This is a genomic window from Parafrankia sp. EAN1pec (assembly GCF_000018005.1).
In the GTDB taxonomy this organism is placed as follows: Bacteria; Actinomycetota; Actinomycetes; order Frankiales; family Frankiaceae; genus Parafrankia; species Parafrankia soli.
The window spans coordinates 5,653,514-5,667,611 of record NC_009921.1 but is presented as its reverse complement, the minus strand read 5'-3'; the positions used below and the strand labels follow the sequence as shown (position 1 = coordinate 5,667,611).

Genomic DNA, 14,098 nt, shown 5'->3' with positions numbered 1-14,098 from the left:
CGGCGTCCACCCGCGGGCGGTGCTCGCCCCGACGATTCCGAGGTGCCGCGTGACTGGCAGCGTTGTGACTGGCGGCGTGGGCCGTGAGGCGATCGAGGCCGCCGTCGCGCGGCTCGACCGGGCGGCCGTCGAGCACGTTCCGTGCGCGCCGGTCGCCGACCTGATCGGCCCGAGTGACATCGACGCCGCCTACGCGGTGCAGTCGGCGCTCACCGCGCTGCGGGTGTCCCGTGGCGCGCGGGTCGTCGGCCGCAAGATCGGTCTCACCTCGCCGGCCGTCCAACGCCAGGTCGGCGTGGACCGGCCCGACTTCGGCGTGCTCTTCGACGACATGAACTACGCCTCGGGCGCCACGGTGCCGTTCGGTCGGCTGCTGCAGCCCAGAGCCGAGGCCGAGATCGCCTTCATCCTCGCCGCGGACATCGTCGACCCGCAGCCCGCCGCCGTCCGGGCGGCGGTCGGCAGCGCGGTCGCGGCGATCGAGGTCGTCGACAGCCGGGTCGCGGACTGGCGGATCCGCATCACCGACACGGTGGCGGACAACGCCTCCAGCGGCGTCTTCGTGCTGGGTGACCGGCATCTCACCCTGGACGAGTTCACTCCGGCCGACGTGTCGATGCGGATGCTGCGCAACGGCGTGACGGCCAGCACCGGGACGGGGCGGGCGTGCCTCGGCGACCCGCTCAGCGCGCTGGCGTGGCTCGCGCGCACGGCACTGGACTTCGGGGATCCGCTCCGGGGCGGCGACATCGTCCTGTCCGGGGCGCTCGGTCCGCTGGCCCCCATCGAGCCCGGCGACGTGATCCAAGCCGAGGTCGGCCCCCTGGGCCCGGTAACGGCGACGTTCGAGAAGGAAGGCTGAAACCGTGCAGCAGGTGGCGATCATCGGGTCGGGGAACATCGGCACCGACCTCCTGATCAAGATCAAGCGAAGGTCCGAGTCGCTGAGCGTGGCGGCCATGGTGGGGATCGACCCGGAGTCCGACGGCCTCGCCCGCGCCAGGCGGCTGGGCGTCGCCACGACGTCCGACGGGGTGGCCGGTCTCCTGGCGATGCCCGAGTTCGAACAGGCCGGCATCGTGCTCGACGCGACGAGCGCCAACGCGCACCGGGCGAACGCCGCGGCGCTGGCCCCGTACGGCCGGCGGCTGATCGACCTCACCCCGGCGGCGCTCGGGCCGTTCGTGGTGCCCGCGGTCAACCTCGACGAGCACCTGAGCGCCCCCAACGTCAACATGACGACCTGCGGCGGGCAGGCCACCGTCCCGATCGTCGCGGCGATCTCACGCGTCACCCCGGTGGCCTACGCGGAGATCGTCGCCACGGTGGCGTCGAAGTCCGCCGGGCCCGGCACCCGCGCCAACATCGACGAGTTCACCGAGACGACGGCGCACGCGCTGGAGTCGGTGGGCGGCGCGCGGCGCGGCAAGGCCATCATCATCCTGAACCCGGCCGAGCCGCCGCTCATCATGCGGGACACCGTGCTCTGCCTGGTCGGCGACGTCGACCGGGACGCGGTCACCGAATCGATCCACCGGATGATCGCGGACGTCGCCGCCTACGTGCCCGGCTACCGCCTGAAGCAGGACGTGCAGTTCACTCCCGTGGACCCGGCCGAGATGCGCATTCTCCTGCCGGACGACACGGTCGACGTCCGCTGGAAGGTGAGCGTGTTCCTCGAGGTGGAGGGCGCCGCTCATTATCTGCCGGCCTACGCCGGCAACCTGGACATCATGACGTCGGCGGCCGTGCGGGTCGCCGAGCGCATCGCTGGAGCCGAGGTGACGGCATGAGCGGGCCGAACATCTATCTGCAGGACGTCACCCTGCGGGACGGCATGCACGCCATCCGGCACCGGGTCGACCCGGAGCGGGTCGGCGCCATCGTGGCCGCTCTCGACAAGGCGGGCGTCCGGGCGATCGAGGTCACCCACGGCGACGGGCTGGCCGGCTCCAGCCTGACGTACGGCCCCGGCAGCCACACGAACTGGGAGTGGATCGAGGCGGCGGTCACCAACGCCTCGCAGGCGACGATCACCACGCTGCTGCTACCGGGCGTGGGCACGATCGCCGAGCTGCGCCGCGCGCACGCGATGGGGGTCGGCTCGGTCCGCGTCGCGACGCACTGCACCGAGGCGGACGTCGCCGCCCAGCACATCGCCGCGGCGCGCGAGCTCGGCATGGACGTCTCCGGCTTCCTGATGATGAGCCACATGGCCGAGCCGGCCGAGCTGGCCGCCCAGGCCAAGCTGATGGAGTCGTACGGGGCGCACTGTGTCTACGTCACCGACTCGGGCGGCCGGCTGACCACCGACCGCGTGCGCGAGCGGGTCCGTGCCTACCGCGACGTCCTGCGCCCGGACACCCAGATCGGCATCCACGCGCACGAGAACCTCTCGCTGTCGGTCGCCAACTCGTTCGCCGCGGTCGAGGAGGGCGCCTACCGCGTCGACGCGTCGCTCGCCGGCCAGGGAGCCGGCGCCGGCAACTGCCCGATCGAGCCGTTCGTCGCGGTCGCGCTGCTGCTGGGCTGGGATCTCGACTGCGACCTGCTCGCGCTGGAGGACGCGGCCGAGGACCTGGTCCGGCCGTTGCAGGACCGTCCGGTCCGGGTCGACCGCGAGACGCTCACGCTCGGCTTCGCGGGCGTGTACTCCAGTTTCCTCCGGCACGCCGAGATCGCCGCCGAGACCTACGGCGTGGACGCCCGCAGCATCCTGATCGAGGCGGGCCGGCGAAAGCTGGTCGGCGGCCAGGAGGACATGCTCGTCGACATCGCCCTGGCGATACAGCCCAAGTAGGCCCGCGACAACGGGCGGATGCCCGCAGGGCGCGTTCATCGCTCCGCCGTTTCCGCGTTTCCTTTTCTCTGTGTCATACCCCCGCATGCTGCTTTTCGTGTGCCCGAGGAGGCCATGATGCCCACCAACGACATCCCGGTGTTCGACGCCGACAACCACCTGTACGAGACCAAGGACGCGCTGACGAAGTTCCTCCCGGCCCGCTACAAGGGCGCCGTCGACTACGTCGACGTCCACGGCCGGACGAAGATCGTGGTCCGGGGGCAGATCAGCGACTACATCCCGAATCCGACCTTCGACGTGGTCGCCCGCCCGGGCGCGCAGGAGGACTACTACCGGCACGGCAACCCCGAGGGCAAGTCCTACCGGGAGATCTTCGGCGCGCCGGTGCGCTGCATCGACGCCTGGCGGGAGCCGGCCGCCCGGCTGAAGCTCATGGACGAGCAGGGCCTGGACCGCACCCTGATGTTCCCGACGCTGGCCAGCCTCATCGAGGAGCGGATGCGGGACGACCCGGACCTGGTCCATGCCGTCATCCACTCGCTCAACGAGTGGCTGTACGAGACCTGGCAGTTCAACTACGAGGGCCTTGACCGCATCTTCACCACCCCGGTGATCTCCCTGCCGATCGTGGAGAAGGCGATCGAGGAACTGGAGTGGGTGCTGGAGCGGGGTGCCCGGGTGATCCTCATCCGTCCGGCACCGGTACCCGGCCTGCGCGGCGCGCGCTCGTTCGGGCTGCCGGAGTTCGACCCGTTCTGGGAGCGGGTGCAGGAGGCCGACATCCTGGTCACGCTGCACTCGTCGGACAGCGGCTACGACCGGTACTACAGCGACTGGACGGGCACCAGCTCCGAGATGCTGCCGTTCAAGCCCAGCGCGTTCCGGATGCTGCAGGCCTGGCGCCCGGTGGAGGACGCGGTGGCGGCGCTGGTCTGCCACGGCGCGCTGTCCCGGTTCCCCCGGCTGAAGATCGCCGTGGTCGAGAACGGCAGCAGCTGGGTCGCACCGCTGCTGCTGTCCATCAGGGACCTCTACAAGAAGCTGCCGCAGGACTTCGCGGAGGACCCGATCGAGGTCATCAAGCGGAACATCAACATCAGCCCGTTCTGGGAGGAGGACCTGGGCGCGCTCGCCGAGCTCATCGGGGAGGACCGGGTGCTGTTCGGCTCCGACTACCCGCATCCCGAGGGGCTTGCGAGCCCGCTGACCTACCTCGACGAGCTCAAGCACCTGCCCGAGGCGACCACCCGCAAGATCATGGGCGGCAACCTCGCTCGGCTGATGAACATCTCGGTCCCGGCCTAGCCGGACCGGCTCCCCGGGGACGGATCACGGACCCGTCCCCGGGACACCTCGCAGGGCGGCGCTCCCACCGGGGTGGGAGCGCCGCCCTGCGAGGACGCCGCCCGAGCGGACCCGGGCTCAGGGTGTGTGGGTGTGACCGGGTCCGGTCAGCGGGCGCGGCGTGCGCTGAACGCCGCGGCGCTGTGGGTCGGTCGCGAGCTGGACCGCTTCGCGGGTGACGGGCCGGCCTCGTGCTCGGGTGAGCTGGTACGAGCCGTGACCGCGGGCGATCGGGACGCCGTGGACCGCCCGGCGCGGCGGCCGTGGTCGGCGGCGCGGCCGCCGTGGTTGCCGGCGGGGCGGCGTCCACGCCGTCTGCCCGTTCGAGGCGTCGGCTCGGTGCCGCGGTCTTCACCGACCGGCCGGCGCTGGGCTGGAGTGCTCCTGGTCTCCGCCTGTGCCGCGACCACGGGGCTGCTGAGCGACCGGGCGCCGGGGGCGAGCGTGGCGAGTATCGGGTGAGCGGCGGAGGCGACCCGGGTGGTCGTCGGCCTGATGCCGGCGGCGCGGGCCAGTTGCGTGACCTCACGGATCTGCTCCGTGGTCGCCAGGGTGATGACGGTGCCACTGTTGCCGGCACGCGCGGTGCGCCCGGAACGGTGCAGGTATGCCTTGTGGTCGGCCGGTGGGTCGGCGTGGATCACGAGTGCCACGTTGTCGACATGGATGCCGCGGGCGGCGATGTCCGTGGCGACCAGCGCCGAGGCCCGGCCGGTGTGGAAGTCGTCGAGGTTGCGGGTACGGGCGTTCTGGCTGAGGTTGCCGTGCAGCTCGACCGCGCGCACGCCGGCGCGGTTGAGCTGGCGGGCCAGCGCCTTGGCGCCGTGCTTCGTGCGGGTGAACACGACCGCGCGGCCCGGGGCGCTGGACAGGTCGACGAGCACGGGAAGCCGGCTGTCCCGCTCGACGTGCAGCAGATGGTGCGCCATCGTGCCCACCGGGGACTGGGCGGAGTCGGCCTCGTGTACCGCGGGCCTGCTGAGGTACTGGCGCACCAGGGTGTCGATGGCCTTGTCCAGGGTCGCCGAGAACAGCATGCGCTGCCCACCGGCCGCGGTCTGGCCGATCAGCCGGCGCACCGCGGGCAGGAACCCCAGATCGGCCATGTGGTCGGCCTCGTCCAACACGACGATCTTCACCTGGGCCAGCGAGCAGCGCCCCTGCGCGAGGAGATCCTCCAGCCGGCCGGGGCAGGCCACGACGATGTCGACACCCCGCCGGATCGCGGCCACCTGCGGTTCCTGACCGACGCCGCCGAACACGGTGCACGAGGTGAGGCCGGCCGCGGCGGCCAGCGGTCGCAGCGCCGTGTCGATCTGCGCGGCGAGCTCGCGGGTGGGCGCCAGAACCAGCGCGCGCGGAGCCCCGGCCTGGGCCCGGGGCCCGCCGGACAGCCGCGCGACCACGGGCAGGAGGAACGCGAGCGTCTTGCCGGACCCCGTGCGGCCGCGGCCGAGGACGTCACGTCCGGCGAGCGCGTCCGGCAGCGTCGCCCGCTGGATGGGGGTGGGGGTCTCGATGGCGAGACGGGTGAGAACATCGGTCAGGCGCGCGGGCACGCCAAGATCGGTGAACGAAGACAAGAAGAATCTCTATCTGTGCGGGTGTCCCGCCGACAACCGGGGATCCGAGGATCTCGGCCGGTTACGCGCGGAGCGGAGGCCCGATGCTGAGAAGCGGGTGCTACGACGCGCGGACAACTCGCGGCAGGAGCTCGACGAGCTGATGGAGCCAGCATAGCTGGTCCGTGCGCCGCATCGGTGCCCACAAGTGCGGTGAGGCCGTCGGCGGGCAACGGGCCGTCGCTGGTGGCCGCGCCAGCGGTGGGCCCCACCCAGGGTGCGTCGCACCTGACAAAGCCCTACTGGGTGGCGGCGGCCGCCGACCCGCTCAGCGCGGCGCAGATGCCGCCGTCCACGAGGATGTCGACGCCGGTCACGAAGCGGGCGCTGTCGGACAGCAGGAAGGCGACGACATCGGCGACGTCCTGCGCCTGCCCGATGCGGCCGAGCGGAGTCTGGTCCACCAGGGTCTGCATGATCGTGTGGGTCTCGGCCTCCTGCCGGCCCTGCGGAGTGTCGATGATCCCCGGGGAGAGGGAGCAGACGCGCCCGCCGAGCGGACCGACCCGCACCGCCTCCTGGCGGGCGAAGCGCTGCACCCCGCGCTTGGCCCACGAGTAGGCCATGCCGGGGTCCTCGACGAGGGGCCCGAGGGCCTCGTGCAGGCGGTCGAGGAAGTTCTCGTCGAGCGGGTCGTCCAGCACGGCGTCGGCGGCCGGGTTGGCCTCGCTGATCTGCAGGTACGGCGCCATGGAGGCGAAGCACACCAGCGCCGTCCCGGCGGTGGTGAGCGGGCGCAGGGCCGCCGCGAGCAGCGCCGTCCCGACGAGGTCGACGGCGAAGATGCGGCGCCAGTCGGCCATCGTCGGTGAGATGCCCGCGGCGTGCGCGACGGCGCGCAGCGTGCCGAGCTCGCCGGCCCGTGCCGCGAGCCGGTCCAGTCCCTCCCGGTCGGTGACGTCGAGGACGAACGCCTCGACGGTGGTCGTGCTCGCCGGCCACCGCTTCGCCAGCGCGGTCACCGACTCGTCCCGGTCGACGAGCAGCAACGCGTCGACCGTGCCGTCGAGGCGCTGCGCGCAGGCCAGGCCCATCCCGCGACCGGCACCGGTCACGATGCCCACCGTCCCGGCGGCCCGGGTGCCATTCCTGGTCAAGGCTCCTCCACTTCCCTGTGTGGTGTGACCGCTCGAAGCGTGGGGCGAGGACCGCCGACGGCGGGGCGCCGGCCGGGTGCTCCCGAACCGGGCCCGCGCACGTCGGCGGGCGGCCTACACGCTGAGCGTGCGGATCGGATCGCTGCCGTCCCAGTCCTGCGCGGCCTGGCGGACCAGCGTGGCGATGCCGTCCGTGGCGGCCGTGACCTCCATGATCTCGACGATGGTCGCGGGCCCGGCCGGCGGCTCGACGTAGGCGTAGCGAGCCGCGCCGTCGCCGTCGCCGGACCACACGACGGGCCACCCGGCGGCCGCCACGGACCGCATGGTGGCGTCGAAGTCGTCGGTCCACCAGGCCAGCTGATGGAACCCCTCGTGCCCCGAGCGCAGGAACTCCGTGTAGATGCTCGGGGTGTCGTCCTCCTGGCAGATCAGTTCGACCTGCAGGTCACCGGTGTTGCTGAAGGCGATGGACAGCGGGGCCGTGCAGGACCGGCCCCGGTAGAGGCCGGTCTGCGTCTGTCCGCGCAGGACGTACCAGGGGCCTACTCCCAGCTCCAGCCAGCTGCGCACGGCCTGATCGATGTCGCGGACGATGTAGCCGATCTGGCGGGCGGCGCCGGGCAGGACGGCCGGCCGGGCGGCCACCTCCGAGGTCGGGGTCATCGGTGCTCCTCTGCATAGACGGACGTGCGGGACGGGCCCGCAGGACAGGGGACCGGCGGCGGGCCGATCCCGGCGCGCCGGGGGGACCGGGGGTGCCCCCTCACGGCTCCAGCACGACCCGGATCGCGCCCGACTTCCGGTCGCTCGCCACCCGGAACGCCTCCTCGGCCTCCTCGAGCGGGAAGCGGTGGGTGATGAGGGCGCGGGCGATCTCGGGGTCCGCGGCGAGCATGGCCGCGGCGTCCTCCATCTCGCGGCCGCTCTCGTGGCGGCAGTAGCCGAGAGAGGACAGCAGACGGCCCTCGCGGAGGAAGACGGTGAGCCAGTCGACCTCGACGGTGCCCATGTAGACCCCGATGGCGACGACGGTACCGCCGGGCGCCAGCAGCTCCACGGCGCGGGCGAGACTGGCCGGGCTGCCCGCCGCCTCGATGATGACGTCGTACTGGCCCTTGGGCGGGCCGATGGCGCCGAGGCGTTCGGCGGCCTCGATCTGGTGCGGGTAGCGCGCCTCGATGGCGATGTCGGTGATGCCCTGCCGGCGGGCGGCGGCGACGGCGAGCAGGCCCAGCGCGCCCGCGCCGACGACCGCGACCCGGGCTCCGGGGGCGGCTTCGGCCATCCGGACGCCGTGCCAGGACACCGACGCCGGCTCGACGATGGAGGCGTCGCGCACGTCGAGGCCGGCCGGCAACGGGACTAATCGGGTCGTGGGCACGCGGAACTGCTGGGCCATGCCGCCGTCGGCGCTGAAGCCGAGCGCCCGCTCGCCGTGCGTGGGGCAGCGGTTGTAGAGGCCGCTGAGGCACTGCTCGCACTCCTCACAGCCGAAGAGGGCCTCGACGATGTAGGCGTTGCCGTCGGCGTGCACACCCGCCAGCTCATGGCCGAGGATGTGGCGGCTGCCTCCGCTGATGTAGCCCAGGTCGGAGCTGCAGATGCTCGCCGAGCGGATCTGCAGGAGCTCGCCGGTGCCGGGCGGCTCGTCGAGGTCGACGAGCCGCACGCCGCCTTCGGCTGCACGTACGGCTTTCATGGACGCTCCTTCGCGGGTTGCGGGACGGCGGGGCCGGTCGTGCTGGGGCCGGTCGTGCTGCCGGCCAGGGCTGCCGGTGACCCGGAGGGCCCGGCCGGCGTGTCGCTGATCCCGAGGTAGGACTGCACCAGCAGGTCCGCGTCGACGTCCGCGGTCCGCTGCGCCCAGGCCACCCGGCCGACGGCCATGAAGGCGATGGTGTCGGCGAGCGCGACCACGTCGTGGGCCTTCTCCTCGACCAGCAGGATCGCGGTCCCGGTGGCCCGCAGTTCCTCCAGGGCGGCGTAGACCTCGGCGACGACGAGGGGGGCCAGGCCGAGCGAGGGCTCGTCCACGATCAGGACGGCGGGGGGCCTCACCAGCGCCGGCGCCAGGGCCAGCATCTGCTGCTCGCCGCCGGACAGGGATCCGGCGAGCTGGCCGCGGCGCCGGCCGAGCACCGCGAAGCGGCGGTAGGCGGAGTCCCGGTCATCGGCGGACGGGAGCCACAGGGAGAGGTTCTCGTCCACGGTCAGAGCGGGGAAGATGCCGCGGCCCTCGGGGATGAGGAAGGCGCCGTGCCGGACTCTGCGGTGCGGTGGCAGCCCCGTGACGTCCTGGCCGTCGAGCCGCACGGTGCCGTGCGTCACCGGGACGCCGCCGGTGACCACCCCGCAGATCGTCGACTTGCCGGCCCCGTTGGCCCCGATGAGGGCGAGCACCTCGCCCGCCCGCAGCGTCAGGCTGACCCCGTGCAGCACCTCCACGGCGCCGTAGGCGGCGTGCACGTCACGCAGCTCGAGCACGGTCGAGGCACCCTCCGAGGCCTCGGTGCCCGGCGCGGTGACCGCAGCCGCGCTGTTCGGGGTCGCGCTGACCGGGGTCGCCGCCGTGGCGGCGGCCTCCCGGCGCAGCGCCCGCTGCTGCCGCCTGCGGCGACGCTCGAACCGCTGCTGCGCGGTGAGCGCCAGGATGCCGTCGGAGTTCTGCGCCAGGTTGATCGCGGCCAGGCCGGAGAGCACCTGCGGCAGGTAGGACGTCTCCGCGACGTGGCTGAGGATCTCGGGGCTGACGGCGGCGCTCAGCCCGGCGATCACGGCCGCGGCCGGCCGGCGCACCCCGAACAGCACGACCGTGGCGAGCCAGAACAGGCCCGTCTCGACCGGATAGTCGAGGTGGGTGATGCGCCCGGACGAACTCGCGAGCAGCACACCGCCGAACCCGGCGATGGCCGCGGACAGGGCGAACACCGCGGTCTTCGTGCGGCCCGCCGAGATGCCGATGGTCACCGCGCCCGGCTCGGTGGAGCGCAGCGCGGCCATCGCCCGGCCGGAGCTCGACCGGATCAGGTTGCTGACCAGGAGAAGGGCGAGACCCAGCACGACCGACAGGAAAATGATCATTGAGCGGGGGTCGGCGAGGTCCACCGGCCCGAGGGCGGGCGGGCTGAGCACCCACCCACCGAAGTCGTTCCGGCTCACGCCGCTGAGCTGGAAGAACAGGTTCTGGCAGAGGTACGCCAGGGCCAGGGTCGCCAGCGCCAGGGGCAGTCCGCCGAGCCGCCGGGCGGGCAGCGACACCAGCACGCCCATCGCGGTGGCGACCGCGGTGCCGAGGAGCAGCGCGACCGCGAACGGCCAGTGGTGGCTGACCGCCCAGCCGGCCGTGATGCCGGCGGCGGTCACGAACGCAGCCTGCGCGAGGCTGACCATCCCGCCGACTCCGGTCACCACCGTGAACGAGAGCAGCACCAGCGACAGCGCCAGCCCGCGGATGATGAGTGACTGCCAGTACTCGTCCGCCACGAACAGCGCGAAGACGAGGACGACGACGCTCCACACCGTCCACGTGACGACCTTGCGGCGTTTCGACTCCGTCCCGTAGGACGGCGGGGGCGGGTCGTCGTCGGCGTGCGCGCCGGCCCGCCGGCTGCGGTCCACGGCGAACACGAACAGCAGCCCGAGTAGCAGGATGAACGGCACCGACGTGCTGAACCCGGAGATGTTCTGGGCGAAGTCCGCGTAGCCGACGATGAGGTTCTGCAGGACGCCGATCAGCAGGCCGCCGGCGAGCGCGAGGGGCATCGAGCGGAACCGGGCGAACACGACGGCCGGCGTCGAGATCAGCACGACCGTGGTGAACACCGGGGTGTTGAGCGTGAAGATCGGGGCGACCAGCACGCCGGCGAGCCCGGCGAGGAAGCTGCCGAGCATCCACGACACGGCGGAGGTCCGGTCGGGATCGACGCCGCGCAGGGCGGCCAGGCTCCGCCGGTCCACCACGGCCCGCATCTGGAGCCCGAGCCGTGTGCGCTGCAGCAGGACCCACAGACCGACGGCCGTGAGCACAGCGGCGCCGAAGACGGCGATCTGGTTGCTGTCCAGCAGCACCCCGCCGAGCGTCCACGTCTTTTTCGGGGTCGGCCCCAGACCGGGGATCAGGAACAGATCCTCGATGCCGGCGATGTCCAGGTGGAACCACAGGTTCAGCCGGCTGGAGATGAACAGGCAGAGCCCGGGCACCGCGATCAGCAGCCCGATCGGTACCACGATCTTCACGGCCAACGGGGCGTGTGCGAGCCGCCGGTAGACCAGCCTGTCCAGTAACAGGCCCAGCAGCGGCGCGAAGACAAGAATGGAAATGATCGCCGCGGGGACGACCGGCACGCCGGCGGTGACATTGAGTTGCACGAACAGATAGGCGGTGGCGAAGGCGACCGCACCGTGCGCGAAGTTGAAGATGCCCGACGTCTGATAGGTCAAGACCACGCCGGCCGCCAGGATGGCGTAGAGACCGCCGGCGACGGCGCCGCCGACGATGAGGTTGAGGAACTCCTCCATTGTGTGGCCCTTCGATGGAGATCCGGTCTGGCGGTCAGCCCAGGTAGGCCGCTCGGACGGCGGGGTGGGCCTGAATCTCGTCCGGTGTGCCCTCGGCCAGGACGGAGCCGAGGTTCAGCACCACGACCCGGTCCGACTGGCCCATGACGAAGCCGACGTCGTGCTCGACGAGGACGACCGCCACGCCGGTCGTCCGCAGACGCTGGATCTGCTCGCCGAAGAGCTCCGTCTCGTGCGCGGACAGCCCCGACGTCGGCTCGTCGAGCAGCAGCAGCCGGGGTCGGTCGGCGATCGCCCGCGCCAGCTCCACCAGCCGGGCCTGGCCGATCGGCAGCGCACCGGCGGGCTTGTGCCGCAGGTCGGCCAGCCCGCAGGCGGCGAGCACCGACAGCGCGTACTCCCGCCGCTCGGCCTCGCGCCGCCGCCGCCCGGGCGCGGCGAACAGGTCGGCGAGCAGCCCGCCCCCACCGCCGCGCCATTCCATGGCGGTCAGGACGTTGTCCTCCACCGAGAGGCGGCTGTACAGCTGCGCGCGTTGGAAGGTACGACGCACGCCGGAACGCGCCCGGCGTTCTGGGAGCTGCCGGGTGACGTCCACTCCGTCGAGGAACACTGCGCCCGACGTGGGCGGCGTCAGGCCCGAGATGATGTCGAACAGGGTGGTCTTGCCGGCGCCGTTCGGGCCGATGAAGCCACAGACCTCGCCGGGGTCCACCCGCAGGGACACATCACTGATGGCGGTAAGACCGCCGTAGCGCTTGGTGACGTGACGGACCTCCAGTGCCGGTTCCGTGGTCACCCCGGCGACGCTGCTGTCGGTGCTGGTCGCAACCACACCCACTCCTTTCCGCCCCTGCGGGCCCGTAACGGTCCAGGAAGCGGGGGACAGACCCGGCCCCCGCGCGGACTGGGATCGCTCCGCGGGCGGAGGGATTGATTTCTGCCCTCCGCCCGCTTCGCACGGGTGCCGGTCTATTCGGCGTAGGGGTTGTTGCAGACGAGCGGAACGGCGAGCGAGTAGTGGCCGTCCTTCAACTGGGTGGAGGCGCTGCAGGGCGCGCCGTAGAAATGATTCTCCGGCCACGTCGACTGAGCGATGAAGATGCCGTCACCGTAGTGGTAGTCCGGGCTGTTCATTGTGCTCAGGAACTTGTCGACGGTGAGATCCTTGCCGGTCGCCTTGAGACCGGAGATCAGCATGTCGGCGGAGAGCCACCCCATCGCCGAGGTCAGCGACAGCTTGGCGCCCTTGCCGTACTTGTTGATGTCGTCGGTCATCTGGCGCACCGTCGGGTTGGCGGTCTCCTCGAACGGCAGCCACTGAACGCTCGTGTAGGTCTTGTTCAGCGCCTCCAGGCCGGTCAGCCGCGGGTCGTAGCCCACCGAGCTGGTCTGGATGCCCTGGTAGCCGGCGGCGGTCAGCGTCTGAGCCAGCGCGGTCACGTTCACGAAGTCGGTGACGTGGTAGATGAGCGCCGGCGGCTTGCCGTGGTTGGCGGTCATGATCTGCCGGACCAGGGAGGACGGGTCCGAGGGCGGCTGCCCGTACTGGAGGGTGGTGTTGGTCATGACGACGTCCAGCCCGGCCCGTTCCAGCGCGTCCTTGGTGTCGGCGACGCCCTGCTTGGCAGAGGAGTTGTCGACGCCGAGCAGCACGACGCTCTTGTCCGACTTCCCGGACAGCAGCTCGACGTACGGGCCGACCTGGATCGAGTTGTACTTGTCCGGCAGCAGGCAGCCGGTGAAGCCGAAGGTGTTCGCCCGGCCGCAGAACCCGCTGTTGAACGACCAGCCGAACGCCGGCACCACGTTCTCGCACAGCGCGTCGACGTAGCCCGCCATCGTGGTCGTCACCGGGGCCGCGGCGAAGACCTTCTCGTTCTCGGCCAGCTTCTTCCCGGCGTCGGCGTTCTGCTGGGCGTTCTGCGCGTCGTCCACCATGCCGGTGTAATCGATCGTGCGGCCGAACACGCCGCCCGCGGCGTTCTCCCGGGCGAACCGGGCCTGGGCGCCGAGGTCCGCCTCCTGGTAGGTGGAGGTGCCGCCGCCGCTGAGGGTGCCGATCCCGCCAACCTTGATGCTGGTGGGGGTGATCCCCCGGGTCGGGTCGGGCGAGGGGCCGGAGCAGGGCAGGCTGCCCGATACCGGGAGGGTCTTCCAGGTGGCGGGCTGCGTCGCGGAGGAGCGCGAGAGTGTAGCCGTCGTCCCGGCGTCCGTGCCTGGTGCCGCCGCGCTGCTGTCGCCGCCGTCCCCGCCGCTCCCGCAGGCGGCCACCAGGGCGAGCGCCGCCGCCAGCACAGGTAAGAGGCCTTTCCTCGGATTCATTTCTTGGACGACCTTCCTCTGGGTAGTCGCTGCGCGGGCGGCCCGGCCGTCGCGGCGCTTTACGCGACGACGGCCTCTTCGGCGCAGCCGAAATTCGCGGCGCGCCGGACCGCGCCTGCGGAAGTGAAGTTGAACGAGCGGCTGATACTGCCCGCCGGTCGGTTGGAATGCCGGTGACGCCAAATAGAACGCAGTGCGGCGAAGTGTCCCGTGGCGGCGACCGTGAATATGGCCGCCGGCGGTCTGTGGTGGCTGAAGTGGCCGCGACAGGTCGGCTGCGGTCCAGTACGCGACAGTTCCACCTGCCGGCGTCAGCCGGCAGGTGAACAATTACTGGGCCGCGCCGGCGCGACTGCCTGTCGGTTCGGCCGGAACGTGTGGGAAGG

11 protein-coding genes are annotated in these 14,098 nt (G+C 71.9%); 4 read left to right on the top strand and 7 right to left on the bottom strand.

Features of this window, described 5'->3' with window-relative positions:
* The first annotated feature begins 49 nt into the window (after positions 1-49).
* The 4 genes from FRANEAN1_RS23130 to FRANEAN1_RS23115 all read left to right on the top strand — a co-directional run bounded on the left by FRANEAN1_RS23130 (position 50) and on the right by FRANEAN1_RS23115 (position 4,108).
* Positions 50-862 carry a fumarylacetoacetate hydrolase family protein gene (locus tag FRANEAN1_RS23130; RefSeq protein ID WP_020462234.1) on the top strand — a complete coding sequence of 271 codons (813 nt, stop codon included), beginning with the start codon at positions 50-52 and terminating at the stop codon, positions 860-862.
* Between the two features lie 4 nt (positions 863-866).
* Complete coding sequence (locus FRANEAN1_RS23125; RefSeq protein WP_020462233.1) at positions 867-1,793, top strand: acetaldehyde dehydrogenase (acetylating); 927 nt, start codon at positions 867-869, stop codon at positions 1,791-1,793.
* On the top strand, positions 1,790-2,800 hold the full coding sequence (gene dmpG, locus FRANEAN1_RS23120) for a 4-hydroxy-2-oxovalerate aldolase (protein WP_020462232.1): 1,011 nt from the start codon (positions 1,790-1,792) through the stop codon (positions 2,798-2,800). Before FRANEAN1_RS23125 ends, dmpG begins: the two co-directional genes overlap by 4 nt.
* A gap of 117 nt (positions 2,801-2,917) precedes the next feature.
* On the top strand, positions 2,918-4,108 hold the full coding sequence (locus tag FRANEAN1_RS23115) for an amidohydrolase family protein (RefSeq protein ID WP_020462231.1): 1,191 nt from the start codon (positions 2,918-2,920) through the stop codon (positions 4,106-4,108).
* Between the two features lie 146 nt (positions 4,109-4,254).
* Here the strand turns inward: FRANEAN1_RS23115 and FRANEAN1_RS23110 are convergent, their stop codons facing one another.
* The 7 genes from FRANEAN1_RS23110 to FRANEAN1_RS23080 all read right to left on the bottom strand — a co-directional run bounded on the left by FRANEAN1_RS23110 (position 4,255) and on the right by FRANEAN1_RS23080 (position 13,712).
* On the bottom strand, positions 4,255-5,730 hold the full coding sequence (locus tag FRANEAN1_RS23110; RefSeq protein WP_020462230.1) for a DEAD/DEAH box helicase: 1,476 nt from the start codon (positions 5,728-5,730) through the stop codon (positions 4,255-4,257).
* 278 nt (positions 5,731-6,008) lie between these two features.
* Positions 6,009-6,866 (bottom strand): SDR family oxidoreductase, encoded by an 858-nt coding sequence (locus FRANEAN1_RS23105; RefSeq protein WP_020462229.1) that lies wholly within the window; start codon positions 6,864-6,866, stop codon positions 6,009-6,011.
* A 114-nt stretch (positions 6,867-6,980) separates the two neighbouring features.
* Entirely contained in the window at positions 6,981-7,532 is a 552-nt protein-coding gene (locus FRANEAN1_RS23100) for a VOC family protein (protein WP_020462228.1), read from the bottom strand.
* 100 nt (positions 7,533-7,632) lie between these two features.
* Positions 7,633-8,568, bottom strand: coding sequence for an alcohol dehydrogenase catalytic domain-containing protein (locus tag FRANEAN1_RS23095; RefSeq protein ID WP_020462227.1), 936 nt, complete (start codon positions 8,566-8,568; stop codon positions 7,633-7,635).
* Positions 8,565-11,387 (bottom strand): ATP-binding cassette domain-containing protein, encoded by a 2,823-nt coding sequence (locus FRANEAN1_RS23090; RefSeq protein WP_020462226.1) that lies wholly within the window; start codon positions 11,385-11,387, stop codon positions 8,565-8,567. The genes FRANEAN1_RS23095 and FRANEAN1_RS23090 overlap by 4 nt, the downstream gene beginning before the upstream one ends.
* Positions 11,388-11,421: 34 nt before the next feature.
* Positions 11,422-12,228, bottom strand: coding sequence for an ABC transporter ATP-binding protein (locus FRANEAN1_RS23085; protein WP_020462225.1), 807 nt, complete (start codon positions 12,226-12,228; stop codon positions 11,422-11,424).
* A 131-nt stretch (positions 12,229-12,359) separates the two neighbouring features.
* The gene (locus tag FRANEAN1_RS23080; RefSeq protein WP_020462224.1) at positions 12,360-13,712 is read right to left on the bottom strand and encodes an ABC transporter substrate-binding protein; all 1,353 of its coding nucleotides are present in this window, start codon (positions 13,710-13,712) and stop codon (positions 12,360-12,362) included.
* Positions 13,713-14,098: the final 386 nt, after the last annotated feature.

Excerpts from the sequence above, each read along its gene's own strand:
- FRANEAN1_RS23090 (WP_020462226.1), bottom strand. The coding sequence starts at position 11,387 with ATGGAGGAGTTCCTCAACCTCATCGTCGGCGGCGCCGTCGCCGGCGGT.
- FRANEAN1_RS23095 (WP_020462227.1), bottom strand. The coding sequence starts at position 8,568 with ATGAAAGCCGTACGTGCAGCCGAAGGCGGCGTGCGGCTCGTCGACCTC.
- FRANEAN1_RS23100 (WP_020462228.1), bottom strand. The coding sequence starts at position 7,532 with ATGACCCCGACCTCGGAGGTGGCCGCCCGGCCGGCCGTCCTGCCCGGC.
- FRANEAN1_RS23080 (WP_020462224.1), bottom strand. The coding sequence starts at position 13,712 with ATGAATCCGAGGAAAGGCCTCTTACCTGTGCTGGCGGCGGCGCTCGCC.
- dmpG (WP_020462232.1), top strand. The coding sequence starts at position 1,790 with ATGAGCGGGCCGAACATCTATCTGCAGGACGTCACCCTGCGGGACGGC.
- FRANEAN1_RS23115 (WP_020462231.1), top strand. The coding sequence starts at position 2,918 with ATGCCCACCAACGACATCCCGGTGTTCGACGCCGACAACCACCTGTAC.